The organism is Streptomyces sp. NPDC050147 (assembly GCF_040660195.1).
Classification (GTDB): domain Bacteria; phylum Actinomycetota; class Actinomycetes; order Streptomycetales; family Streptomycetaceae; genus Streptomyces.
Window position 1 is genome coordinate 132798 of sequence record NZ_JBFALJ010000005.1, and the last position, 23352, is coordinate 156149.

Consider the following 23352-nt stretch of genomic DNA (forward strand, 5'->3'; position numbering starts at 1 on the left):
CGACGGGTCGCCTCCGGGAGCGGGGTACGCGTGGCGCGCGTGCCGGTGGTGCGGTTCAGCTTCCGATTGTCGCCGAGGCCGTGTCGGCCGCACCCTCGGAAGCCGGTTCGTCATCGGCGAGGGAACGGCCCCGGGTCTCCTTCGCCACCAGCACGGTGACGGTCGTGATCACGACCGTCACGCAGACGTAGAGGGCCACCGGCGTCGCCGAACCGAAGTCCCTCAGGAGCTCCACCGCGATGATCGGCGCGAGCGCGCCGCCGATGATGGACGCGAGCTGGGAGCCCATCGACGCCCCGGAGTAGCGCACCTTCGTGTCGAACATCTCGGAGATGAAGGCGGCCTGCGGCCCGTACATCGCGCCGTGCAGGAGCAGGCCGACCGTGACCGCGAGGGTGATCACGGCGAACGACTTGCTGTCGACGAGCGCGAAGAACGCGAACGCCCACGCCGCCATGCCGATCGACCCGATGAGGGTGACGGGCCTGCGGCCGATGCGGTCGGAGAGCGCGCCCCACAGCGGGATGGTCACGAAGTGCACGGCGGAGCCGATGAGCACGGCGTTCAGGGCGGTGCTCTTGGGCAGTTCCAGGTGCACGGTGACGTAGACGAGGACGAAGGCCGTGAGGATGTAGTACGAGACGTTCTCGCCGAGCCGGGTGCCGATCGCGGTGAGGACGCCGCGCCAGTTGTGCCGGAAGACCTCGACGACCGGGGCGTCCTGCTTGGCCGCTTGCCCCGAGGCCGCCTCGGCCTCCGCGCGGGCCTGCGCCTCCAGGAACAGCGGCGACTCCGAGACCGAGACCCGTATCCACAGGCCGATGATCACGAGCACCCCGGAGAGCAGGAACGGGATGCGCCAGCCCCACGCCAGGAACGCCTCGTCGGACTGGACGGCGGCCAGGAGCGCGAGGACGCCGGTGGCCAGGAGGTTGCCGCCGGGGGCGCCGGCCTGCGGCCAGGAGGCCCAGAAGCCGCGGTTCTTGTCGTCGCCGTGCTCGGAGACGATCAGGACGGCGCCGCCCCACTCGCCGCCGAGCGCGAAGCCCTGGACCAGGCGCAACACCGTGAGCAGGATCGGGGCGCCGACGCCGAGGGTGGCGTGCGTGGGGAGCAGACCCATCGCGAAGGTGGCGCCGCCCATCAGCATCAGGCTGAGCACGAGGAGCTTCTTGCGGCCGATCTTGTCGCCGAAGTGGCCGAACACGACGCCGCCCAGCGGCCGGGCGGCGAAGCCGACGGCATAGGTGAGGAAGGAGAGGAGCGTGCCGACCAGGGGATCGCTGTCGGGGAAGAACAGGGTGTTGAAGACGAGCGCGGCGGCTGACCCGTAGAGGAAGAAGTCGTACCACTCGACGGTGGTGCCGATGAGGCTCGCGCTGATGATGCGGGCGATACCCGGCGTGCCTGGGGTCTTGCCCTGGGCACGCGGCGTTGCGGCTGCCATGGCGTGATCCGTTTCTCGATGGGGACGTGTCGTGGAAGGGCGCTGGGGGGGAGCGGGGGTTTCAGCCGGCGGTCCAGCCGCCGTCCAGGGGCAGCGAGGCGCCGGTCACGAAGCCGCTGTGCGGGCCGCAGAGCCAGAGCGCGGCGGCGGCGATCTCCTCGGGTTCGATGAGGCGCTTGATCGCGGAACGCCGCAGCAGTACGTCGGTGAGGACCTGCTCGGGGTCGATGCCGTGGGCGGCGGCCTGGGCGCTGATCTGGTCCTCGACGAGGGGGGTGCGGGTGTAGCCGGGGCAGAGGCAGTTGCTGGTGACGCCGTGCGTCGCGCCTTCCAGGGCGGTGACCTTGCTCAGGCCCTCCAGGGCGTGTTTGGCGGTGACGTAGGCGGACTTGTAGGCGCTGGCGCGCAGCCCGTGCACGCTGGAGATGTTCACGACGCGGCCCCAGCCGCGGGCGTACATGTGGGGCAGCGTCCGGCGCAGCAGGAGGAACGGCGCGGTGACCATGACCTTCTGGATCAGGTCGAACCGCTCCGGGGGGAACTCCTCGATGGCGGCGACGTGTTGGAGCCCGGCGCTGTTGACGAGGACGTCGACGCGCGTGGGCAGGGTCTCCACCGCGGCGGGGTCGGCGAGGTCCACGGCGTGCGCCTCGCCGTCGATCTCACCGGCGACGTCCTTGGCCGCGTCACCGTGCCGGTCCACGACATGGACGAAGGCGCCGGCATCGGCCAGGGCCACGGCACAGGCCCGGCCGATGCCGCTCGCGCCGCCGGTGACCAGGGCGGTGCGTCCGGTGAGGTCGGTTCCGGAAGGTCCCGCGGGGGCGTCACCGCGGGGAGTGGGGCTCGTCATGGCCGGAAACGTAAGGGTGCGGCGCACGGGGTTCCCATGTGTGGGGCCCACATAACCGGGGCGCGCTCCATGTGGAGGGGCGCGGCCTTCCGCGGACGATCCCGGTGACCCGCGTCACGCCCGGTGGCCCGCGAGCTGTGCTACCTTGCGAACAGCACGTGTGTACGCCGCTTTCTGTGGCGCCGGTGCCGATCTACTTTCTTCCGCCTCGGTCGAGGCTCCCGCAGCTCCGCGGCTTCCACAGTTTTCCTTCTTTTCGCGAAGCCCTTTGCCGCTGTTCTTTTCTCCGCCCGACGTACGGGACGTGTACACACCGTCCCGCCGGGCCCCTTCATTCGCACGCCTGCGAAAGGACCCCCTTCATGAGTACCGCAACCCTCACCCGTGACAACACCAGGACCAGGACCGCCACCCCGGCCACCGCGACCCCCGTCGCCACCGCCTCCGGCATCCTCGACGTGAGTCACAACGCCAACGGCCATCTCCGTACGGGCGATTGCCTCCCCACCCCGAACGACGTGCAGGTCCCCTCCGCGCTCATCCGCCGACTCGGCCTGCGAGCGGGCGACCTGGTCCAGGGCGTCTGCGGCAAGGCCCGCACCCTGACCGACGTCGAGCGGGTCAACGGACACTCCGCCGAAGCCCTGCACAGGCGCGCACGGTTCGGCGACCTGACCCCGCTGCACCCCCGCGAGCGCCTGCGTCTCGAAACACCGGGCACGGGCGGCGGCAGCATCGCCACCCGGCTGATCGACCTCGTCGCCCCGGTCGGCAAGGGCCAGCGCGGCCTCATCGTCGCGCCGCCCCGCACCGGCAAGACCGTGCTGCTCCAGCAGATCGCCGCCGCGGTCAGCGCCAATCACCCCGAGGCGCACCTCATGGTGGTTCTGCTCGACGAACGGCCCGAAGAAGTCACGGACATGAAGCGTTCCGTACGGGGCGAAGTGCTCGCCTCGACCTTCGACCGGCCCGCCAAGGAGCACATCGCCCTGGCCGAACTCGCCGTCGAGCGCGCCAAGCGGCTCACCGAGGAGGGCAAGGACGTCGTCATGCTCTTCGATTCCCTCACCCGGCTCTGCCGCGCGTACAACAACGCGGCGTCCAGTGGCGGCCGTACCCTCTCCGGCGGTGTCGACGCCGCCGCCATCCAGGGTCCCAAGCGCCTCTTCGGTGCCGCGCGGCTCGCGGAGGAGGGCGGGTCCCTGACCATGCTCGCCACCGTGCTCGTGGAGACCGGATCGCGCGCCGACGACTACTACTTCGAGGAGCTCAAGGGCACCGGCAACATGGAGCTCCGCCTCGACCGCGGTATGTCCGAGCGCCGGGTCTTCCCGGCGGTCGACGTCACCCCTTCCGGCACGCGGCGCGACGAACTCCTCGTCCCCGCCGATGAGTTGACCGCCGTACGCGGTCTGCGGCGCGCCCTGCACGGCAGGGACCCGCAGAGCAGCCTGGAGGCGGTCATCGAGCGCCTGCGCAAGACCCCGAACAACGCCGCGTTCCTGCGACAGGTGCAGCAGACCGTGCCCGGTGCGGGATCCTCGAACGTCAACGGCGGCTGAGCCACCGCCTCACGGCCGCGTGACGTGCACCCGGTAGCGGCCGGCCTCGTCGATGTCAGTCACCGTGATGCGCACGCCCGTCTTCTTGTCCGTGAAGGTCTGTCCGGGCTCGTAGGCCGCGTCGGAGAGTTCCGCGTGGACGTTCGGCTGGCGCGTGCAGCCGCCGCTGTCCTTCGTCGAGTCGGAGACCGTGATCGGTCCGTGGCCCGTATCGACTTCCGCGTCCACCCGGTAGACGAGGACGCCCGGCTTGCAGATCGCCTCGTCGTTGCCGCCCCGGGTGCGCACCTCGACGGCGTATCCCGTCCGCTTGGTCAGCGGCACGAAGGCGAGCTTGGTGCCGCCTTCCGTCGGCAGCGGGCTCAGCGTGTGCTCGGTGGTGCCCGCGTCCGAGGCGCAGCTGACCTGTTCGTCGCCGAGCCAGCCGAGCTTCCACTTGTGCCAGGCCACCAGGTCGTTGTTGGCGCCCCAGTCCTCGCTCATGATGTCCCAGTGGCCGGCCGCGCCGCCGCCCTCCTGCGTGTAGAGGTCGGGCAGGCCGAAGACGTGGCCGTTCTCGTGGGGGAGTACGCGGTAGCCCGTCTCGCGGTAGCTGCCCGAGCCGTCGTCCTGCCGGCTGTAGACGAAGGACGCGTTGGAGACCGGGACGCCGTCCGCCACCGGGGCCTCGGTGTTGCCCGCGAAGGTCACCGAGAGGACCGTGTCCAGCGCGGAAGGTCCCGCGTTCGGCGTGATGAGGACGTTCACCAGGTCGTACTCCCGGAAGTCCACGTCCGGGTCGGCGGCCTCCACGATGTCCGTGACCAGTTCGCGGTAGCCGGGGTCGAAGGGGGCGCCACGCTCTATCCCGTACTCCTTGAAGCTCTTGGGCATCCGCAGCCAGTCGGAGACCGGGGACTGAGGGCGGTAGTCGAGCCGTCCGTAGGAGCTGGTGCGAAACCAGTCCGACGTCTGCGGGAAGAACTCCGCGAGGCGGTCGAGCGCGGTGCCCTCGCCGGGGGCGTCGGAGAAGTCGACCATGAGGTTCAGGGCCCGGACGGTGCCGGTGGAGCGGGAGTAGCCGCTGGAGGTGGGCATGCCCTCCGACATCTGGACGCCCATCGTGCCGCTGATCATGCACGGGTTGAGTGTGGTCGCGCGGGCCACGGACGAGGGGCCCGCCGCCGTGGGGGACTCCTCCATCAGGCGGCCGGTGCTCGCCGATGTGGTGACCGTGAGGGCAAGGACGGCGCAGGTGGCGAGTGCGGTGCCGCGTCGCCCTGCGCGTATCTGCCTCCAGGTCGGCTGCTGCATGCGGTGGGCCTTCCCCTAGCGGCAGCCGCCGGTCCTGGCTGCACCCTTTCGATCACCCTGTGCCGGTGGGTGCGCGGGCGCTCGCTGGGTGCGACCGATCGTGGGTTTCTTGTTCCTTTAGGTGTGACGCGGGTCACGGAAAGAAAGTCGGGGACGGGAAATATCCGGGGACTGTCTCCCCGTTTAGACCTGTGTCCGAGCGAAACGGGGAGTGATTCCCCGCATCGCGCATCCGAGGCTCCGGCACCGTCCAGAGGCTCGATCACAAGCTTGAGGAGGGCCGCCGTGGAAACCGCCACCGCTGCACAGCGCCGCACGCCCCGCCCGCGGGCGGACGCGCTGCGCAACCGGGAGCGGATCGTCGCCGCCGCACGCGAGATGTTCGTCGAGTTCGGCCCCGACGTGCCGCTCGACGACATCGCGCGGCGCGCCGGCGTCGGCAACGCCACGGTCTACCGGCACTTCTGCGACCGTTCCGAACTGGTCCACCAGGTCGTCCTGCTGGTCACCGACCGCGTCGCGGCACACGCCGAGGCGGCGATCGCGGCGGCCGAGGCCGACCCGACCGTCGCCTTCGACGAACTGCGCCGGTTCGTACACGCCTCCGCCGACGAGCGGATCGGCGCCTTGTGCCCGATGCTCCAGTCGGCGTTCGACCCCGATCATCCGGATCTGGTCGATGCCCGTGAGCGGCTCGAAGCCGTCACCGACGGGCTCATGCGACGGGCGCGCGCGGCCGGGCAGCTGCGCACCGACATCGCCGTCGGGGACCTGATGGTCGCCCTCTCCCAGCTCACCAGGCCGCTGCCCGGCACCGCGTGCCCGAACATGGACCGCTTCGTCCACCGTCATCTGCAGCTGTTCCTCGACGGCCTGATGGCGCCCGCCCGTTCCGAGCTGCCCGGTGAGGCGGCGACCTTGGAGGACCTCCGCCAGTCCTGAGTCCCGCCCGACCCGCTCGGCCCCACTGACTTCACCACTCCACTGACTTCGCACAACGCCGTTCGATGCCGCTCGATGCCGCTCGATGCCGCTCGATGGAGCCCGGCTTCGTTCTGCGTGGCACGCGTCTCGTCGGCGCGCGACACGCGTCGCCTTCGCCTTTCCGTCACTTTTTCACCACTCGTACCGCTAGGTGGCTTCTCCCATGTCAGAAACAGATCCCAGGCGCTGGAAAGCGCTGATCTTCATCGCGCTCGCGCAGCTGATGGTCGTCCTCGACGCGACCATCGTGAACATCGCGCTGCCCTCCGCCCAGCAGGACCTGGGCATCTCGGACGGCAACCGACAGTGGGTCATCACGGCCTACGCCCTGGCCTTCGGCGGCCTGCTGCTCTTCGGTGGCCGCATAGCCGACATCTGGGGCCGCAAGCGCACCTTCGTGACCGGCCTGATCGGCTTCGCCGCGGCCTCCGCCCTCGGCGGCGCCGCGACCGGCGAGGCCATGATGCTGGGCGCCCGCGCCCTCCAGGGCGTCTTCGGCGCGCTGCTCGCGCCCGCCGCCCTCTCGCTGCTCGCGGTGATGTTCACCGATGCCAAGGAGCGCGCCAAGGCGTTCGGCATCTACGGTGCGATCGCCGGTGGCGGTGGCGCCGTGGGCCTCATCCTCGGCGGCTTCCTCACCGAGTACCTGAACTGGCGCTGGACGTTCTTCGTGAACATCCCCTTCGCCGTCATCGCCGCCCTCGGCGCGTACTTCGTCATCCGCGAGCCGGCCGGCGCCCGCAACCGCTCGCCGCTCGACATCCCGGGCGTGGTCCTGTCCACCCTCGGCCTGGTCGCCCTGGTCTACGGCTTCACGCGCGCCGAGTCCGCCGGCTGGTCGGACGCCCTGACGATCGGCATGTTCGTCGGCTCCGCCGTCCTGCTCGCCGCGTTCGTCCTCACCGAGGCGAAGGTCAAGTCGCCGCTGCTCCCGCTGCGCGTCCTGACCGAGCGCAACCGCGGTGGCGTCTACCTCTCGCTCGGCCTCGCGATCATCGCGATGTTCGGCCTGTTCCTCTTCCTCACGTACTACCTGCAGATCGTCAAGGGCTTCTCGCCGGTGAAGACCGGCTTCGCGTTCCTGCCGATGATCGTCGGCATGATCGCGGGCTCCACGCAGATCGGCGCCCGCCTGATGACCCGCGTCGCACCGCGGCTCCTGATGGGCCCCGGCTTCGTGGTCGCGGCGATCGGCATGCTGCTCCTGACGCAGCTGGAGATCGGCACCTCGTACGCCGGTCTGATCCTGCCCGCGCAGCTGCTGCTCGGCCTCGGCATGGGTACGGCGTTCATGCCCGCCATGTCGCTGGCCACGCACGGTGTCGAGCCGCGTGACTCCGGTGTCGCCTCCGCGATGGTCAACACCTCGCAGCAGGTCGGCGGCGCCATCGGCACCGCACTCCTGAACACCATCGCCGCCTCCGCCACGACCGCGTACATCGCGGACCACGCGGCGGGCGCGACGACTCCCGCGGCCCAGAAGCTGGTCCAGGCGCAGGCCATGGTCGAGGGCTACACCAGCGCGATCTGGTGGGCCGTCGGCATCCTGGCCGCCGCTGCCGCGATCGCCTTCGCCCTCATCAACACCGGTGCCCAGAGCGGCTCTTCCGCCGCCTCGGGTGAGACGGACGGGGCGGAGGACGAGATCAGGATTCCGGTGGTCGCGCACTGACCGCGACCATTCCGGTGGTCGCGCACTGACCGCGACCACCTGGCGTGGCGAGTAGCGCCCCGTAAGGAGGGCCAAGGCGCTAGCGGAGCCAGGGCAGGTCCGCCCCCGCCTCCTTCGGCTGAAGTCCCTCGGCGACGATCACCATGATCTCGCCGAGGGACTTCTGCTGTTCCGGGGTGAGCCGGTCGAAGAGCGCCTGGCGCACGGCGGTGACATGACCGGGCGCGGTCCTGCGCAGGACCTCGTACCCGTCGTCGGTGAGGATCGCGAACTGGCCGCGCCTGTCGGAGGGGCAGTCCTCGCGGCGCACCCAGCCGTTCTTCTCCAGGCGCGCGACGGCGTGCGAGAGACGGGACCGGGTGATCTTGGTGTTCTTGGCCAGCTCCGTCATGCGCAGCCGCCGGCGCGGGGCGACGGAGAGCTGGACCAGAAGGCCGTAGTAGATGTGCGGCATGCCGGCGTCGCGCTGCAACTGGCGATCGAGGTGATCCTCCAAGAGTGTGGTGGCCTGCAGATACGCGAGCCAGGTGCGCTGTTCCTCGTCGTCGAGCCAGCGCGGTTCCCCGCCGGGGGCGTCGGGGGAAGAAGTGGGTGCCGTGTCCATGTACTCCACTGTACGCAGCCCTTCCTTGAAAGTTAAACAATATACGCGTAGGGTCATCGTCGAGCGAAGCTTGAGAGTTAAAGCAACTAGTCCTCGTACGTTCTCGGAGGCGCCGCCATGACCGCAACCCAGGAGCGCATGCCCGCCCTGTATCTCAGCCACGGCGCACCGCCGCTGGCCGACGACGCGCTCTGGCCGGACCAGCTCCGTGCCTGGTCGGACGCGCTGCCGCGCCCCAAGGCCATCCTCATGGTCTCCGCCCACTGGGAGGAGGCCCCGCTCGCGCTCGGCGCGACGCAGACGGCCCCGCTGGTCTACGACTTCTGGGGCTTCCCCGAGCACTACTACCAGGTCACGTACGCCGCCCCGGGCGCCCCTCACCTGGCCGACTCCGTACGCAAACTGCTGCGCGGGGCGGGTACACCGGTGCAGGACATCCCGGATCGCGGGCTCGATCACGGGGCGTACGTCCCGCTCGTCGAGATGTATCCCGACGCGGACGTCCCCGTGCTCCAGATATCCCTGCCGACCCTCGATCCGCGCCGCCTGATGGACATCGGCCGCAAGCTGGCGCCGCTGCGGGACGAGGGCGTACTGATCGTCGGGAGCGGCTTCTTCACGCACAACCTGGCGGCACTGCGCCAGGGCGGTACGCCGTCGTGGTCGGTGGAGTTCGACGCGTGGGGGCACGAGGCGCTCGGCGCGGGCGACGTGGACGCTCTCCTCGACTTCCGGCACACGTCCCCGGCGGGCGAGCTCGCGCATCCGCGCACGGAGCACTTCGCGCCCCTGTTCGTGACGCTGGGGGCGGCGGAGGCCTCGGGGGACCTCGGCGGGCAACGGAGCGTGATCGACGGGTTCTGGATGGGGCTCGCCAAGAGGTCTGTGCAGTTCGGGTGAGGGGCTGCCGCTACGGCTGCCGCTACCTGAGCGGTTCGCTGATCTCGACCGCGCGCAGGGCCGCCGTCAGGGCGCGCTCGTCGCCGATGTCCAGTGCCGTGTCGGTGAACTTGATGACGTGCTCGTCGCCGTGCGCGAGGGCCCGCTCGAAGACCTCCTCGGGGGCGAAGGTGCCGGGCGCGGTGTAGGTGACCGGCGCGTCAGGGGCGTACATCGAGGTAACGGCGGCCGATGCCGTCCAGGCCGCGTGCAGGCTCGGCGCCCACAGGGTGCGGGGCAGCGCGGGCAGGGCGCGCAGCACGGCGTTGGGCGCGGTCGAGGCGTGCACCAGCATGGTCTCCTCGCCGTGGCCGTGCGTGGCGTACCGGTGGGTGGCCGCCCGCACCAGCTCGGTGAGCGCGCGGTGTGCCTCGTCCGGGTCCGTCACCGTGGCCGCCCACGCGGGCAGGCCCGCGACCCGGCCCAGCCTGGCGGGGAAGCCACCGCTGTCCCTGTCCGGGATCGGCTCGACGGCGTCCAGGGCGGCGGCCGCGGTGCCCGCGCCCTCGCTGTCGCCCAAGGGCAGGAGCTCGACACCCGTGACGGGGCGGTGGCGGGCGGCCCAGTAGCCGAGGCCGTGGGCGAGTTCGGCGACGCGGGGTTCGGTCGCCTCGCCGGACAGGAGCGTGCGCACCGCGTGGCCCACCCGGATCACCGGGTGGGTGGAGCCGCCGTACATGCCCGGCAGCAGGATCGGCCACCACGCGGCGAGCACGTCGCGCCACGGGCGTTCGCCGACCTGCCTGCGGAAGTACGCGATCCAGTCCGCCGCACGGCGCGGGTCGCCGAGGGCCTCGCGCCAGTCGTCGTCGGTGATTGACCCGACCGCGCTCGGGTACTCCTCCAACTTCGGCGCGTACAGCTCGAGCCAGCGGTGGACCGCATCGGCCCGGCCGTGCGCGGCGAGCGCCTCGACGGCCATCGGCGCGTGGTTGGTCAGCCGTCCGAGCCGCTCGGGACCCGAGGCGTGCAGGCGCTGCAGGGCTTCGTCGAGGGTGCCGGTGGTGTCGGCTCTGGCGTCTGCTGTGGCGTCTGCTGTGGCGTCCATGGCGGCACGGTAGGCGGGCGCGGGCGGGGATGTAACGGCCTTGCGCCCTAGGTCAGGGCTTAGGGCGGGCCCGGTCGGGACCTAGGACCCGCTTCCGGGCCGGGGGCCCAGGGGACGCTCGTACCAGGCGACGTCCCAGTAGCGGCCGAACTTGCGGCCCACCTCGCGGTACGTGCCGACGTGCCGGAAGCCGACACGTTCGTGGAGGCGGCGGGAAGCGTCGTTCGGCTGGGCGATCCCCGCGTAGGCCCGGTGCAGGTCCTCGCCTTCGAGGGCCTCGAAGAGCGCCTCGTAGAGCAGGGTGCCGATGCCACGGCCCGCGGCGCCCGGCGCGCAGTAGACGCTGACTTCAACAGAAGTGGCGTAGGCGGGCTTGGCCCGGAAAGGAGAACTCGTGGCGTACCCGAGGAGCGGGCCGGAATCCCGCTCCTGGGCAACCAAGAGGCGGTGGGGGCCGTCTTCAGGGTGGGAGAGCAGCCAAGGGCGGCGCTCTTCCGGCAGGAAGACGGCCGTGTCGAAAGTGATCGCCGTCTCGCGTACGTAGTGGTTGTAGATAGCGGTCAGGGCCCCCAGATCGTCCTCCGTGCCCGGCCTGACCTGCACCTCTGTACGCTCCGAAATCATCCGGCCTCCCTTTGTGGCGGCACAGGGTACTGCAACGTCAGGAAAATAGTTGCGCGGCTTGGGAATTCTGTCCGGATTCCAGTCGTTGTTTCCAGTGGAAGCAGGGCACCCGCAAGGGTGTGGTTTCCACCACAGAGGCCTGTGAAAAGGCCGACCAGGACCTCCACACGCAAGGGAGCACGCATGGCAACCCGTGCCGTCGCCCGTCGTAAGTCCGCCTCCTCCGGCGAGACCGACGCGGCACGCAGTGTTCGCGCCGTAGGCGGGGAGATCGCCGACCGCGACCTGGTCGGCATGTACCTCGAGGAGATCGCGCGTACGCCGCTGCTCGACGCCGCCAAGGAAGTCGAGCTGTCCCAGATCATCGAGGCCGGTGTGTATGCCCGGAAGATACTCGACGGTGACGTCGAGGACTCCGTCCCCGGCACTTCCGCATCGCGCGAGGAGCTCGAGGCGCTGGTCGCCGACGGCGAGCGGGCGAAGGACGTCTTCATCCGGTCCAACCTGCGCCTCGTCGTCGCCGTGGCCCGCCGCTATCCGCGCAGTGGGCTGCCGCTCCTCGACCTGATCCAGGAGGGGAACGCGGGCCTGGTCCGCGCGGTCGAGAAGTTCGACTACGCCAAGGGTTTCAAGTTCTCCACGTACGCCACGTGGTGGATCCGTCAGGCCATCACGCGCTCCATAGCCGACCAGTCCCGCACCATCCGCCTCCCCGTCCACCTGGTGGAGGAGCTGGGCCGGATCCGCCGGGTCATGCGCGAGTTCAACCGCAAGCACGGGCGCGACCCGGAGCCGGCGGAAATCGCCGCGGAGCTCGACTCCACGCCCGCGCGTGTCACGGACGTCCTGGACTGGGCGCGCGACCCGGTCTCGCTCAACATGGGCGTGGACGACAGCGGCGACACGCAGTTCGGTGACCTCCTCGAGGACACCTCCGCGGTCTCGCCCGAGCAGTCCGTCCTGACGCTGCTGCGCAGCGAGGAGCTCGACGACCTGATCGGCCGCCTGGACCAGCGCACGGCCTCCATCATCAAGATGCGGTACGGCATCGATGACGGCCGCGAGCGGACGCTGACGGAGGTCGGCAAGCAGCATGGTCTGACGCGTGAGCGGATCCGTCAGATCGAGAAGCACGCGCTGCTGGAACTGAAGAAGCTGGCTCGGGACACGGGCTTCGACGCGGCGGCCTAGGCGGTCGGCCTGAGCGGTCTCCCCATAGCTGAGCCCTGGTGCCATCCCCCCCCGGCACCGGGGCTCATTTTGTCTTTGCCTTGCCTTTTTCTTGCCTTGCGGCTGTGGGGGGGATCGTGTCCCGCGCTCCGCGCGGATGTCTCCCACCCACCCACCCGTTGCTCCGGGGTAATCGGGTGGGTGGGCGGGAAAGATCCGCGCGGAGCGCGGGACAGGGCCCTGCGCAGCCCAGGTGGAGATGGAACCGCCCCGCCCGCGGGAGAGGGAGCTCTGGGACAGGCCCGCGGCCTGCCTACGCCGGGGAAGACGCCCGGTGGAGGCGGGAGCCCAGTTCCCGGAGGGAAGCGACCAGCTCCGGTGGGCCATGGGCCACGAAATCGCAGCCCGCGGTGGCGAGGCGAACCGCCAGCCAGTCGAGGGAATCCGTCACCGTGGCACGCAGGCGGCACCTCGTGTCCGTCACGGGCTCGGGCGTACCCAGGGCGGCAGGGAACGTCGCCGCGATGGTCTCCGCGGACGCTTCGAACGTCACGTCGATCGCGTACGAGGGCTGACCCCGCCACATCGACCGGCGGATGAACTCCGCGGCGTCCCCCGTCGGCAGCTCCCGGGGGACGAAGCGAGCGCCGGTGGCGAAGGGGGACGACACCCGGTCCACCCGGAAGGTGCGCCAGTCGTCGCGATCGATGTCGTACGCGACGAGATACCAGCGCCGCCCCGTGGACACGAGCCGGTGCGGCTCCGTCAGGCGACGGGACTCGGTGCCGTCACCGGAGCGGTACGCGAAGCGGAGGCGCTCCTGGCCCGCCGCCGCGGACGCCATGACCGTAAGCGTCTCGGGCGCGATGCTGGCACCGTCCCCGCTGGTCAGCGGGGTCGTGGCGATCTGCAGCGTCTGGACGCGGTGGCGCAGACGGGAGGGGAGGACTTGTTCGAGTTTCGCAAGGGCCCGTACCGACGCCTCCTCCACGCCCTCCACCGCGTGGCCCGCCCCCGCCCGCAGCCCCACCGCGATCGCCACCGCCTCCTCGTCGTCCAGTACGAGTGGCGGCATGGCCTTGCCCGCGACCAGGCGGTAGCCGCCGGCCGCCCCCTGGCTGGCCTGCACCGGGTAGCCGAGGTCCCGCAGCCGGTCGATGTCGCGCCGCACCGTACGACGGCTGACGCCGAGCCGGTCGGACAGCTCCCCACCGGGCCACTCGCGCGGGGTCTGGAGAAGGGAGAGGAGCTGCAGCAGCCGAGCCGGGGTGTCCATACCACCGGAGCCACCGGAGCCACCGGAGCCGCCAGAACCACCTGAGTCACCGGACCCACGTGATCCGTCAGAGCAGCCTGATCCGTCAGAGTCGAGTGATCCATCAGAGCCACGTGATCGGGCGGCGGACCGTTCCGCCCATTCCGAGGTCGTGCCGGAAGTCGATGTCATGTCTTCCAGGATGCCGCGCATCTAGGACACGCTCTGGCCTATATGGCTTCTAATCTCCCCTCATGACTTACAACAGCCCCGCCACAGCACCGCCAGGAACGGCCTCCGCCGCCGCCGACCGGCGCCGCTGGTTCGCCCTCGCCATCGTGATGACCGCGGCCTTCATGGACCTCGTCGACGTCACCATCGTCAACATCGCGATCCCGTCCATCCAGCAGGAGGCGGGCGCCTCGTACAGCCAGATCCAGTGGATCACCGCGGGCTACGCGCTCGCGTTCGCGGCCGGGCTCATCACCGGCGGGCGGCTCGGTGACATCCACGGGCGCAAGCGGATGTTCCTCATAGGGATCGCGGGCTTCACGGTCGCCTCCGCGCTCTGCGGGTTCGCCGCCAACCCGGAGATGCTGGTCGCCTCGCGCATCCTCCAGGGCGGCATGGCCGCGATGATGGTCCCGCAGGTCCTGTCGATCGTGCACGCCACCTTCCCCGCGCACGAGCGGGGCAAGGTCTTCGGGCTCTTCGGCATGATCGTGGGACTCGGCGCCGTATCGGGACCGCTGCTCGGCGCACTCCTCACCCAGTGGAACCTCTTCGGCCTCGAATGGCGCCCGATCTTCCTCATCAACTTGCCCGTCGGCATCGCGGGACTGATCCTCGGCAGCAAGTTCATCACCGAGTCCAAGGCACCGAAGGCACTCAAGCTCGACCTCGTCGGCGTCGTCCTCGTCACGCTCGGCATGCTGATGGTCCTCTACCCGCTCACCCGCGGGCAGGAGCTGGACTGGCCGCTGTGGGGTTACGCCATGATGGCGGGCGGACTCGTCGTCTTCGGCGCGCTCATCGCGTACGAGAAGGCGAAGGCGGCCAGGGACGGTTCGCCGCTCGTGGAGCTGTCCCTGTTCAAGGTGAAGAGCTTCGCCGCGGGCATCGCCGTGCAGACCGTGTTCGGTGTCTGCATGGGCATCTTCTTCCTGGTCTGGACCCTGTACATGCAGGAGGGGCTCGACTGGAGCGCGCTGCGGGCCGGCACGACCGGGATTCCGTTCTCGATCGCCGTCTCGGTGGCGGCCGGCATGTCCGTGCAGAAGCTGGTACCGCGGTTCGGGCGCAAGGTCCTTCAGGGCGGCGCGCTCACCATGGCCACCGGGGTGCTGCTCTACATCTGGGAGGCGGACCGGTACGGCGCGGACATCGCGTCCTGGCAGATGGCGCTGCCGCTGGTCGTGATGGGCGCCGGCATGGGCTTCATCGTCGCGCCCCTGACCGACGCCATCCTGTCCGACGTGCCGCGTGAGCACTCCGGGTCCGCGTCCGGGCTGCTCAACACGGTGCAGCAGATGGGTACGGCGCTCGGACTCGGCCTGGTCTCCGTGGTCTTCTTCGGCGTGATCGACGAGAAGGCGGCGCGGAGTGAGGTGCCGATGGAGATCGTGGGCGCGTTCCAGAACTCGCTGTGGTGGGTCGTCGGCGTGCTCGTCGCCATCTTCCTGCTGATGTTCGCCCTGCCGTCGAGGCCGCGCCAGCATGTGGAGGGCGCTGACGGTGGCGATGGCAGTGGCGGTGGCGACGAGGCCGCTGCCGGCGATGTCTCCGGTGATGAACTTGCCGAGCGGGAGCCCGCGTTGACCTCCTGAGCGAAGGAGTGACGTGGCACGGCCCAGGCGGAGCCCAGAGCTCTGCCTGGGCCGCCGTCGCGTCCGGGGACGGACGGCGGGTGATGGCCCCCTCACCCACCCACCCTGGGCCCGCTCAATAGGGGCGGACGTCCGTTTGTGTCTGGCGAAAGCCCGAACCTGTTTACTTTGAGGTGTCTCGGTCGTACTCTGCTGGGGAAACCACACACTCGGGCATCCCGCGGAGGCAAACGGACATGTACGCACCGGAGCGGCAGCAGGAGATCCTGCGGCTCGCGCGTGACGGCGGGCGGGTCGACGTACTGTCGCTGGCGGAGGAGTTCAAGGTCACCGCCGAGACCATCCGGCGCGACCTGAAGGCCCTCGACCGCGCGGGTCTGGTGCGTCGCGTGCACGGCGGTGCCATACCGGCCGGACGTCTGGACTTCGAACCGGACCTGGCGGAGCGAGAGGGGACGGCGGCCGACGAGAAGGACCGCATCGCCCACGCCGCCCTGGCCGAGCTCCCCACCGAAGGCAGCGTCATCCTCGACGCGGGCTCGACCGTCGCCCGCCTCGCGGCCTCCCTCCCGCTGGAGGCGACCTTCACCGTCGTCACGCACGGCCTGCCCACCGCCGCCCGCCTCGCCGACCACCCCGGCATCCAGCTCCACCTGATCGGGGGCCGCGTCCGCAGCCGTACGCGCGCCGCCGTCGACGCGTGGGCGCTGCGGGCGTACGGAGAGATCCGCGCCGACGTCCTCTTCGTCGCCGCGAACGGCTTCTCCCCACAAGCCGGTCTGACCACCCCCGACCTCGCCGAAGCCGCCGTCAAACGCGCGGCGATCGGCGCGGCCCGCCGCGTGGTGCTCCTCGCGGACTCCACCAAGCACGGGCAGGAGCACTTCGCGCGCTTCGGTGATCTCGACGACGTGGACCTGCTGATCACCGACACGGGGCTCAGCCCCGAGGACGCCGAGGCGATCGAGGCCCGCGGCACCGAGGTGATCCGCGCATGAGCGGCACGGGCGGCGGCCCGGAAAAGAACGCGGACAGCAGCAGCACGCAGGTCAGTGGCAACGAAACGGTACGTACGCGCATGATCCTCACCGTCACCCCCAACCCCTCCCTCGACCGCACCTACGAGATCCCCTCGCTGGACCGCGGCGAGGTCATCCGGGCCACCGGTGACCGCATGGACCCAGGCGGCAAGGGCGTCAACGTATCGAGGGCGGTCGCGGCGGCCGGCGCGGCCACGCTCGCCGTCCTGCCGCTCGGCGGCGCGCCCGGCGCACTCGTCGCCCAGCTCCTCGACGAGCAGGGCATCAAGGTCGCCCCGGTATGGGTCGCGGGCCAGACCCGCTCCAACATCGCGGTGGCCGAACCCGACGGCACGCTCACCAAAATCAACGCCACCGGGCCCGAACTGACGGGTGCCGAAGCCGAGTTGCTGCTCTCCGCCGTGCGGGGGCGCTCCACCGGCGCCGACTGGATCGCCTGCTGCGGCAGCCTGCCCCGCGGGCTCGCCCCGTCCTGGTACGCCGACCTGGTGGCCCGCGCGCACGCCGCCGGTGCACGCATCGCCCTCGACACCTCGGGACCGGCCCTGCTCGCCGCCCTCGCCGAACGCCCCGACGTGGTCAAGCCGAACGCCGAGGAGCTCGCCGAAGCTGTGGGCCGCCCCCTGGCGACCGTCGGCGACGCGGTCAAGGCCGCCGAAGAGCTGCGGCAGTTGGGCGCGCGGGCCGTGCTCGCCAGCCTCGGCGCGGACGGCCAGCTCCTGGTGGACGACTCGGGCACGTACTTCGGCTGCGCGCCGGTCGACACCGTACGCAGCAACGTCGGCGCCGGTGACTCCTCCCTGGCCGGTTTCCTCATCGCGGGCGGCACCGGCGCCACCGCCCTCGCCTCGGCCGTGGCGCACGGCGCGGCAGCCGTCCAGCTCCCCGGCAGCGCGATGCCGACCCCCTCGGACCTCGCGCCCGACGCGGTCACCGTCACGTCGGAGGTCCCCCTGGACCGCGTACTGACGGAGCCGGCGTCATGACCCCCCGGCCCCACCCCCGCCCCCACACCCCCGTGCCCACCCCCGCCCTCCGGGCGATACGCGTGCGAAGGAGCCCGCGATGAGCGAGATGATCACCGCGGAACTGGTCGACCTCGAAATCGACCGGTCCGCCGGAACCAAGGAAGCGGCGGCCCGTGCCCTCGCCGAGCGCATGGTGGCCCTGGGCCGGGTGACCGATCTGGACGGATTCCTCGCGGATGTGGCCGCCCGCGAGGCCCAGATGCCGACCGGCCTCGACGGCGGCATCGGCATCCCGCACTGCCGCAGTGCCCACGTCACGGAGCCGACCCTGGCCTTCGGCCGCTCGGCCGACGGCATCGACTTCGGGGCGCCGGACGGGCCCGCTGACCTGATCTTCCTGATCGCCGCCCCCGCAGGGGCCGACGACGCCCACCTGACGATCCTGTCCTCCCTGGCACGGCAGTTGATGGACGAGGAGTTCACGACCGCGCTGCGGGCCGCGACGGACGCGGGGACGGCGGCGGACTTGATCCAGGGCAATGGACGGGCGGGTGGGGAGACGACAGAAGAACCCACGGCCCCGCAGCCGGAGAACGACCCCGCCCCGGCGGAACCGTTCCGCATCGTGGCGGTCACCTCCTGCCCCACGGGCATCGCCCACACCTACATGGCAGCCGAGTCCCTCGAGAACGCCGCCCGCGAGGCAGACGTAGAGCTGACCGTGGAGACCCAGGGCTCAGCAGGCTTCACCCGCCTCGACCCGGCGGTCATCGCCGCCGCGGACGCGGTCGTCTTCGCGCACGACGTCCCCGTACGGGACAAGGACCGCTTCTCCGGGAAGCCCACGGTCGACGTCGGCGTGAAGGCGGGCATCAGCAGGCCCGCCGAGCTCATCGCGGAGGCCCGGGCCAAGGCGGCCCGCGGCGAGATCACCGCGGACGTCGGGCCGAGCCCCGTCGACAACACCGGGGACAGCGGCGACGGTTACGGCACCAAGCTGCGCAAGTGGCTGATGTCCGGCGTCAGTTACATGGTCCCCTTCGTCGCCGCCGGCGGCCTCCTCATCGCGCTCGGCTTCGCCATCGGCGGCTGGAAGATCGACAAGGCGCCGTCCGTCGCCGAGCACTTCGTGTGGACGGACACCACCAGCTGGGCCGCGCTCCTCTTCCAGATCGGCGGACTCGCCTTCGCCTTCCTGGTGCCGGTCCTCGCGGGCTACATCGCGTACGGGATGGCCGACCGGCCAGGACTCGTCCCCGGATTCGTCGGCGGTTCCGTCGCCGTCACGATCAACGCGGGCTTCCTGGGCGGCCTCGCGGCGGGTCTGATCGCGGGTGCGGTCGTCATGGGCATCCAGCGCGTGAAGATCCCGGACGTCCTTCGCGGCATCATGCCCGTGGTCGTGATCCCGCTGATCTCGTCCGCGGTCGTCGGCTTCCTGATGTTCCTCGTCATCGGGAAGCCCATCGCCTCGCTGCAGAGCGCGCTGACGGACTGGCTGGAGGGCCTGTCCGGCGCCAACGCCATCATTCTCGGCGTCATCCTCGGCCTGATGATGTGCTTCGACCTCGGCGGCCCGCTGAACAAGGTCGCGTACGCCTTCGCCGTCGGCGGCCTCGCCAACCCGACCGATGGCAGCTTCAAGGTCATGGCCGCGGTGATGGCGGCGGGCATGGTCCCGCCGCTCGCCATGGCCCTCGCCACCACGATCCGCGGCCGGCTCTTCACCAGGGCCGAGCGTGAGAACGGCAAGGCGGCCTGGTTCCTGGGCGCCTCCTTCATCACGGAGGGCGCCATCCCGTTCGCCGCGGCCGACCCGCTGCGGGTGATCCCCGCGTCGATGGCGGGCGGCGCGGTCACCGGCGCCTTGTCGATGGCTTTCGGCTGCACGCTGCGGGCCCCGCACGGCGGCATCTTCGTGGTGCCGCTCATCGGGCAGCCGCTGCTGTACCTGGTGGCGATCGCCGCCGGTGTCGGCGTCTCGACCGTCGCGGTCATCCTGCTCAAGGGCGCCCGGAGGACGGCCCCTTCACAGGGCGGTGTCACGGGCGAGGAAGCGGCGACGGAGAAGCGGGTGCCCGCGGCTGTCTGATCCTCGGCCGTCTGATGCCCGGTCGTCTGATGCCCGGTCGTCTGATGCCCGGCCGTTAGGGCCCGACTGCCGGGCTTCGGCTGTTCGGGCCCTATGCGGGGGGTTGTGCGACATGCGTCACTTCAGGACGTAAGTCCCACAACCCCCTGTCGTAAGCCCCGGATCGTGATGTCTACTGTGCGACATGCTCCAGAATGTCTCGATCCTCCAGCAGACAGGCGTGGCCGTACTGGCCGCGGCGACCGTCGTCTGGGCCGTGGGCCTGGTGCGGGTGATGCGGCGCGACCAGGCCGATGTGGGCGTCCGGCGTCAGTCCCAGGCGCTGAGCGCGCTGCCCGCGCAGGCGGGCCCGCCGGGCGCGGAGACGGCCGAGCTGACGGCGGACGAGCGCGCCGCCTTCGCGGGCCTCGTCCGCCAGTTCGGCCACGGCCGCCCCTGAGCCGGCGAGGCCGCCGCCCCTCTTCGTCCTGCTTCTTCCTATTTTGCGCGCTGCTGCGGCATGTTCCTCGCGCGCTGTTCCATCGCCGCGCGGGCCGCTTCCTCGGAGGCGTACACCTCGCAGCGGTGCCGCTTGTCGGGTGTGACCGTGTGCTCGACCTCCCAGAGGCTGAGCTCGCTGCCGTCGAAGAGCAGGAACGCGTGCTCGTAGAGCGAGAAGCACAGGCGTGCCTCGCCCACCAGGCAGGGGCGGCCGAAAGCCTGGGTGATCTGGTGCGCGAACGCCGAGCGCAGTAACCGCTCCAGTTCCTCGCCGGGGCGCCCCTCGCTCACCGAGTTCTCCGCGCGGCGCAGTAGTCGGCGGCCGTGATCCGCGGAGTCGTCCGGCACGTACGTATGGCGGGGTTCGTGGGCGACCGGGAGCTGGAGCACGACGGGCTGCTCGCAGGCGGCGGAAGGGGTGTCCGGTGGGAGGGGCAGGCGCGAGGTGGCGACCCCCGCCTCCTCCTCGTCCGCGTACAGCTCGTACTGAGGGTGGCTGCCGGGGCCTGTGTTGTGCGCGAGCTCCCAGAGGGTGAGCGCGCCCGCGTCGGCGAGCAGCCACGTGTGACGGTACGTCTCGCGGTGCAGACCCGCGCTGTGGTGCGCGGAGTGCAGCGAACTGTCGTACGCCACAGCCGAGTCCAGACGCCCTATCGTGTCGTCCGGCAGGTCGAAGGAGTTCATGGCGCGGCGAAGAAGCCGCTCTAGATGCTCCTGCGGGGAGTGCGGAGAATTCTGCTCGGCAGACTGTGGCTCGTACGCCGTCTCGTACTCGTACGGAACGCTCAAGGTCTCTCCCGGCGTTGCTGCATGTCACCTTGTGAGTGCATACCGTAGCCCCTGCGTCGGACATCATGTCCGGGAACGGGAAAACGTACGAGCCGCACGGCAAGTTCCCGTGCGGCTCGCGGTGTTGGGGCTGGTGAGAGGGTCGGCCGGGTCAGGTGCGGCGGCCGGAATCAGCCCGCGCTGCCCGCCGTCCACTCGCTCCAGGACATGTTCCAGCCGTTGAGGCCGTTGTCCGGGGCGATCGTCTCGTCCGGGGAGCCCTTGACCGTCACGATGTCCCCGATGAGGGAGTTGTCGTAGAACCACGCGCCCGGCGTGCTGGAGTCACCCGCGCCCTGCGCGTCCTGCAGCCCGACGCAGCCGTGGCTGGTGTTGGCGCTGCCGAAGATCGAGGGTGAGCCCCAGTAGTTGCCGTGGATGAAGGTGCCGGACGACGACAGGCGCATCGCGTGCGGAACGTCCTTGATGTCGTACTCACCGCCGAAACCGACCGTGTCGCCGTTCATACGGGTCTGGGTGAACTTCTCGGAGATCACCATCTTGCCGTTGTACGTGGGGTTCGCGGGGCTGCCCGCGGAGATCGGGATGGTCTTGATGACCTTGCCGTCGCGCTCGACCGTCATCTTCTTGGCCTTCACGTCGACCGTGGAGACCTGGGCGCGGCCGACGGTGAAGCTGACCGTCTTGTTCTGTACGCCGGTGGCGCCGTCCGCGCCCTTCACGCCCTCCAGGTCGATCTTCATCGTGACCTTGGAGCCGGCCTTCCAGTACTCCTCGGGCCGGAAGTCCAGGCGCTGGTCGCCGAACCAGTGACCCACGACCTTCTGGCCGCTGTCGGAGGTGACCTTGATGTGCGACTGGACGGACTGCTTCTCGGTGATCGCCTTGTCGAAGTTGAAGGAGACCGGCATGCCGACGCCGACCTTCGTGCCACCGTCGGGGGTGTAACTGCCGATGAAGCTGTTGGCCTTCGAGACGGTGGTGAAGATCGAGTTCTCGGTCGCCTCCTTGCCCTTGGAGTCCTTCGCGTCGGCCGTGATCTTGTACTTCATGCCGCGCTCCAGCTGGGCCTTGGGCTTCCAGCTGGTGCCGTCGGCGGAGAGCGTGCCGTCGACCGCCGCTCCGGTGGAGACCAGGGTCATCTTCACGTCGGTCAGCTTGCCGCCCTTGACCTTGACGCCGGTGGCGTTGATGGACGCGCCGGTCGAGCCGTCCTTCGCGGAGATGGTGATGTCGGCGCCCTGGGCGTTGGTCTTGCCGTCCTTGCCGCCGCTGTCGCCGTTGGCGTCCGAGTCGCCGCCACAGGCCGTGAGGGTGAGCGCACCCACGGCGGCGAGCGCGGTGGCCGCCAGAAGGGTGCGCCGCCGGGGCTGGGCTATGTGCGACGTTGTCACGGGCTGCTCCATCTTTGTGCGAAGTGCGCGTTCTGATCCAGTAAGGGTTAAGAGCGGCATGCGGGCGGAGAGGTTCCGTCCGCTTGATGTGAGTGCGGGCACATGGACATGGCCCGCCGGCGGTCCAACGGAGCGTTGTCCGCGGCCATTTGTAACTGTTCCGCCTGAGAATTCCCTTGGGTGAGGCTATGGGATTCCTGAGCTCGGGCTACTCGGACTGGTCGGGCTGCTCGGGCTGGTCGGGCTGGTCGGGCTGCTCGGGCTACTGGGCCTGCTTGCCGTACAGGTCGCGGTACGAGAGAAAGGTGCCGCCCGGCGTCCGGACGGACTCCGCGGCCAGGAGCGCCCGGACGATCGCAGCCGTCACCATGTCCGCGCCCGCCGCGAGGATCTCGTTCAGGGCGAGGGGAGCGTCGGCGGCCAGGGGGCGCTCGCCGGTCGCGAGGGCGAAGACCGTGTCCCCGTCGTTCAGGAGATGGACGGGGCGTACGGCGCGCGCCATGCCGTCGTGCGACGTGCCGGCCAGCTTCTGCGCCTGGGCCTTGGTGAGTTCGGCGTCCGTGGCGACCACGGCGAGGGTGGTGTTCAGCGGGGGCGGCCCGTTCTCGGCGGCGGCTTCGGCGAGGCGGCGCGTGGCCTCCTCGTGCACCTCGGGGGCGGGGTAGGCCACCTGCCGTCCCTCGAAGTACCGCCCGTACAGCGCGCCCGTCCCCGCATCGACCCCCGGGCCCGCCGCGTTCGCCACGACCAGGGCGGCCACGGTGATGCCCGAGTCCAGCCTGACGCTCGCGCTGCCGACACCGCCCTTGACCTTCCCGACCACGGCTCCGGTGCCCGCGCCGACGTTCCCCTCCTCGACGGGGGTGAACGGCTCGGTGCCCGCGGCGGCCTCCACCGCGGCGCGGCCCGTCGTGGCGTCGGGGCGCGCCCTGAAGTCGCCGCCGCGGCCGAGGTCGAAGACGCAGGCGGCCGGGACCACGGGGACGACGTGGGAGGGGTCGGGGCCGACCCGTACGCCCCGGCTCCGCTCCTCCAGCCATGCCATCACGCCGGTCGCGGAGTCCAGGCCGTACGCGCTGCCGCCGGTCAGCACCACGGCCTCGACACGCTGCACCAGATTGCGGGGGTCGAGGGCGTCCGTCTCACGGGTGCCGGGGCCGCCGCCGCGCACATCCACGGCGGCGACGGCGCCGCCCGGCGGAGCCAGTACGACGGTCGTGCCGGTGAGGCGGCCTTCGCCGGCGAGAGTCGCGTGGCCCACCCGGAGGCCGGGGACATCGGTGAGGGAGTCGGAGGTCATACCGAGTTGCGT

20 protein-coding genes are annotated in these 23352 nt (G+C 70.6%); 10 read left to right on the top strand and 10 right to left on the bottom strand.

The window, feature by feature from the left end; translation table 11 throughout:
- Positions 1–55: 55 nt before the first annotated feature.
- The gene (locus tag AB0I94_RS10830; protein WP_363309152.1) at positions 56–1447 is read right to left on the bottom strand and encodes an MFS transporter; all 1392 of its coding nucleotides are present in this window, start codon (positions 1445–1447) and stop codon (positions 56–58) included.
- Between the two features lie 61 nt (positions 1448–1508).
- Positions 1509–2300: a 3-hydroxybutyrate dehydrogenase gene (locus tag AB0I94_RS10835; protein WP_363309153.1), complete on the bottom strand. Its 792-nt coding sequence runs from the start codon at positions 2298–2300 to the stop codon at positions 1509–1511.
- Between the two features lie 362 nt (positions 2301–2662).
- Between AB0I94_RS10835 and rho the strand changes: the two genes are divergently transcribed.
- Positions 2663–3862: a transcription termination factor Rho gene (rho, locus tag AB0I94_RS10840; RefSeq protein WP_363309154.1), complete on the top strand. Its 1200-nt coding sequence runs from the start codon at positions 2663–2665 to the stop codon at positions 3860–3862.
- A gap of 9 nt (positions 3863–3871) precedes the next feature.
- Here the strand turns inward: rho and AB0I94_RS10845 are convergent, their stop codons facing one another.
- Positions 3872–5155, bottom strand: coding sequence for a M6 family metalloprotease domain-containing protein (locus AB0I94_RS10845; protein ID WP_363309155.1), 1284 nt, complete (start codon positions 5153–5155; stop codon positions 3872–3874).
- Between the two features lie 285 nt (positions 5156–5440).
- On the opposite strand from AB0I94_RS10845, the gene AB0I94_RS10850 reads away from it, so the two are divergent.
- Together AB0I94_RS10850 and AB0I94_RS10855 are read left to right on the top strand one after the other, a co-directional pair.
- On the top strand, positions 5441–6097 hold the full coding sequence (locus AB0I94_RS10850; RefSeq protein ID WP_363309156.1) for a helix-turn-helix domain-containing protein: 657 nt from the start codon (positions 5441–5443) through the stop codon (positions 6095–6097).
- A 205-nt stretch (positions 6098–6302) separates the two neighbouring features.
- Positions 6303–7811, top strand: a complete 1509-nt coding sequence (locus AB0I94_RS10855) for an MFS transporter (RefSeq protein ID WP_363309157.1) — start codon at positions 6303–6305, stop codon at positions 7809–7811.
- A 79-nt stretch (positions 7812–7890) separates the two neighbouring features.
- Here the strand turns inward: AB0I94_RS10855 and AB0I94_RS10860 are convergent, their stop codons facing one another.
- Positions 7891–8415: a MarR family transcriptional regulator gene (locus AB0I94_RS10860; protein ID WP_363309158.1), complete on the bottom strand. Its 525-nt coding sequence runs from the start codon at positions 8413–8415 to the stop codon at positions 7891–7893.
- Between the two features lie 117 nt (positions 8416–8532).
- Between AB0I94_RS10860 and AB0I94_RS10865 the strand changes: the two genes are divergently transcribed.
- A complete protein-coding gene (locus AB0I94_RS10865) occupies positions 8533–9315 on the top strand; it encodes a class III extradiol ring-cleavage dioxygenase (RefSeq protein WP_363309159.1) in 783 nt (260 codons plus the stop codon).
- 22 nt (positions 9316–9337) lie between these two features.
- Here AB0I94_RS10865 and AB0I94_RS10870 read toward each other — a convergent pair whose 3' ends face one another.
- Positions 9338–10402 (bottom strand): questin oxidase family protein, encoded by a 1065-nt coding sequence (locus AB0I94_RS10870; protein ID WP_363309160.1) that lies wholly within the window; start codon positions 10400–10402, stop codon positions 9338–9340.
- 81 nt (positions 10403–10483) lie between these two features.
- Positions 10484–11026: an N-acetyltransferase family protein gene (locus AB0I94_RS10875; protein ID WP_363309161.1), complete on the bottom strand. Its 543-nt coding sequence runs from the start codon at positions 11024–11026 to the stop codon at positions 10484–10486.
- A 183-nt stretch (positions 11027–11209) separates the two neighbouring features.
- On the opposite strand from AB0I94_RS10875, the gene AB0I94_RS10880 reads away from it, so the two are divergent.
- The gene (locus AB0I94_RS10880; protein WP_363309162.1) at positions 11210–12217 is read left to right on the top strand and encodes a sigma-70 family RNA polymerase sigma factor; all 1008 of its coding nucleotides are present in this window, start codon (positions 11210–11212) and stop codon (positions 12215–12217) included.
- Positions 12218–12509: 292 nt separating this feature from the next.
- Here the strand turns inward: AB0I94_RS10880 and AB0I94_RS10885 are convergent, their stop codons facing one another.
- On the bottom strand, positions 12510–13472 hold the full coding sequence (locus tag AB0I94_RS10885) for a YafY family protein (RefSeq protein ID WP_363309163.1): 963 nt from the start codon (positions 13470–13472) through the stop codon (positions 12510–12512).
- A gap of 233 nt (positions 13473–13705) precedes the next feature.
- Here AB0I94_RS10885 and AB0I94_RS10890 point away from each other — a divergent pair, with 233 nt between their 5' ends.
- The 5 genes from AB0I94_RS10890 to AB0I94_RS10910 all read left to right on the top strand — a co-directional run bounded on the left by AB0I94_RS10890 (position 13706) and on the right by AB0I94_RS10910 (position 19816).
- Positions 13706–15277, top strand: a complete 1572-nt coding sequence (locus AB0I94_RS10890) for an MFS transporter (protein ID WP_363309164.1) — start codon at positions 13706–13708, stop codon at positions 15275–15277.
- 236 nt (positions 15278–15513) lie between these two features.
- Positions 15514–16275 carry a DeoR/GlpR family DNA-binding transcription regulator gene (locus AB0I94_RS10895; protein ID WP_363309165.1) on the top strand — a complete coding sequence of 254 codons (762 nt, stop codon included), beginning with the start codon at positions 15514–15516 and terminating at the stop codon, positions 16273–16275.
- An 80-nt stretch (positions 16276–16355) separates the two neighbouring features.
- Entirely contained in the window at positions 16356–17303 is a 948-nt protein-coding gene (pfkB, locus tag AB0I94_RS10900; protein ID WP_363309320.1) for a 1-phosphofructokinase, read from the top strand.
- Between the two features lie 79 nt (positions 17304–17382).
- Complete coding sequence (locus AB0I94_RS10905; RefSeq protein ID WP_363309166.1) at positions 17383–19377, top strand: fructose-specific PTS transporter subunit EIIC; 1995 nt, start codon at positions 17383–17385, stop codon at positions 19375–19377.
- 184 nt (positions 19378–19561) lie between these two features.
- A complete protein-coding gene (locus tag AB0I94_RS10910) occupies positions 19562–19816 on the top strand; it encodes a hypothetical protein (RefSeq protein ID WP_363309167.1) in 255 nt (84 codons plus the stop codon).
- Between the two features lie 38 nt (positions 19817–19854).
- On the opposite strand, the gene AB0I94_RS10915 is transcribed toward AB0I94_RS10910, so the two are convergent.
- The 3 genes from AB0I94_RS10915 to AB0I94_RS10925 all read right to left on the bottom strand — a co-directional run bounded on the left by AB0I94_RS10915 (position 19855) and on the right by AB0I94_RS10925 (position 23340).
- Entirely contained in the window at positions 19855–20646 is a 792-nt protein-coding gene (locus AB0I94_RS10915) for a DUF6227 family protein (protein ID WP_363309168.1), read from the bottom strand.
- Between the two features lie 170 nt (positions 20647–20816).
- Entirely contained in the window at positions 20817–22052 is a 1236-nt protein-coding gene (locus tag AB0I94_RS10920) for an Ig-like domain-containing protein (protein ID WP_363309169.1), read from the bottom strand.
- Between the two features lie 250 nt (positions 22053–22302).
- Positions 22303–23340, bottom strand: a complete 1038-nt coding sequence (locus tag AB0I94_RS10925) for a P1 family peptidase (RefSeq protein ID WP_363309170.1) — start codon at positions 23338–23340, stop codon at positions 22303–22305.
- Positions 23341–23352 lie beyond the last annotated feature (12 nt).

What these genes read in the sequence shown, in the direction of transcription:
- AB0I94_RS10830 (WP_363309152.1), bottom strand. Translation starts at nt 1,447, where the DNA reads ATGGCAGCCGCAACGCCGCGTGCCCAGGGCAAGACCCCAGGCACGCCG.
- AB0I94_RS10835 (WP_363309153.1), bottom strand. Translation starts at nt 2,300, where the DNA reads ATGACGAGCCCCACTCCCCGCGGTGACGCCCCCGCGGGACCTTCCGGA.
- rho (WP_363309154.1), top strand. Translation starts at nt 2,663, where the DNA reads ATGAGTACCGCAACCCTCACCCGTGACAACACCAGGACCAGGACCGCC.
- AB0I94_RS10845 (WP_363309155.1), bottom strand. Translation starts at nt 5,155, where the DNA reads ATGCAGCAGCCGACCTGGAGGCAGATACGCGCAGGGCGACGCGGCACC.
- AB0I94_RS10855 (WP_363309157.1), top strand. Translation starts at nt 6,303, where the DNA reads ATGTCAGAAACAGATCCCAGGCGCTGGAAAGCGCTGATCTTCATCGCG.
- AB0I94_RS10860 (WP_363309158.1), bottom strand. Translation starts at nt 8,415, where the DNA reads ATGGACACGGCACCCACTTCTTCCCCCGACGCCCCCGGCGGGGAACCG.
- AB0I94_RS10865 (WP_363309159.1), top strand. Translation starts at nt 8,533, where the DNA reads ATGACCGCAACCCAGGAGCGCATGCCCGCCCTGTATCTCAGCCACGGC.
- AB0I94_RS10870 (WP_363309160.1), bottom strand. Translation starts at nt 10,402, where the DNA reads ATGGACGCCACAGCAGACGCCACAGCAGACGCCAGAGCCGACACCACC.
- AB0I94_RS10875 (WP_363309161.1), bottom strand. Translation starts at nt 11,026, where the DNA reads ATGATTTCGGAGCGTACAGAGGTGCAGGTCAGGCCGGGCACGGAGGAC.
- AB0I94_RS10880 (WP_363309162.1), top strand. Translation starts at nt 11,210, where the DNA reads ATGGCAACCCGTGCCGTCGCCCGTCGTAAGTCCGCCTCCTCCGGCGAG.
- AB0I94_RS10885 (WP_363309163.1), bottom strand. Translation starts at nt 13,472, where the DNA reads ATGGACACCCCGGCTCGGCTGCTGCAGCTCCTCTCCCTTCTCCAGACC.
- AB0I94_RS10890 (WP_363309164.1), top strand. Translation starts at nt 13,706, where the DNA reads ATGACTTACAACAGCCCCGCCACAGCACCGCCAGGAACGGCCTCCGCC.
- AB0I94_RS10895 (WP_363309165.1), top strand. Translation starts at nt 15,514, where the DNA reads ATGTACGCACCGGAGCGGCAGCAGGAGATCCTGCGGCTCGCGCGTGAC.
- pfkB (WP_363309320.1), top strand. Translation starts at nt 16,356, where the DNA reads ATGATCCTCACCGTCACCCCCAACCCCTCCCTCGACCGCACCTACGAG.
- AB0I94_RS10905 (WP_363309166.1), top strand. Translation starts at nt 17,383, where the DNA reads ATGAGCGAGATGATCACCGCGGAACTGGTCGACCTCGAAATCGACCGG.
- AB0I94_RS10910 (WP_363309167.1), top strand. Translation starts at nt 19,562, where the DNA reads ATGCTCCAGAATGTCTCGATCCTCCAGCAGACAGGCGTGGCCGTACTG.
- AB0I94_RS10920 (WP_363309169.1), bottom strand. Translation starts at nt 22,052, where the DNA reads ATGGAGCAGCCCGTGACAACGTCGCACATAGCCCAGCCCCGGCGGCGC.
- AB0I94_RS10925 (WP_363309170.1), bottom strand. Translation starts at nt 23,340, where the DNA reads ATGACCTCCGACTCCCTCACCGATGTCCCCGGCCTCCGGGTGGGCCAC.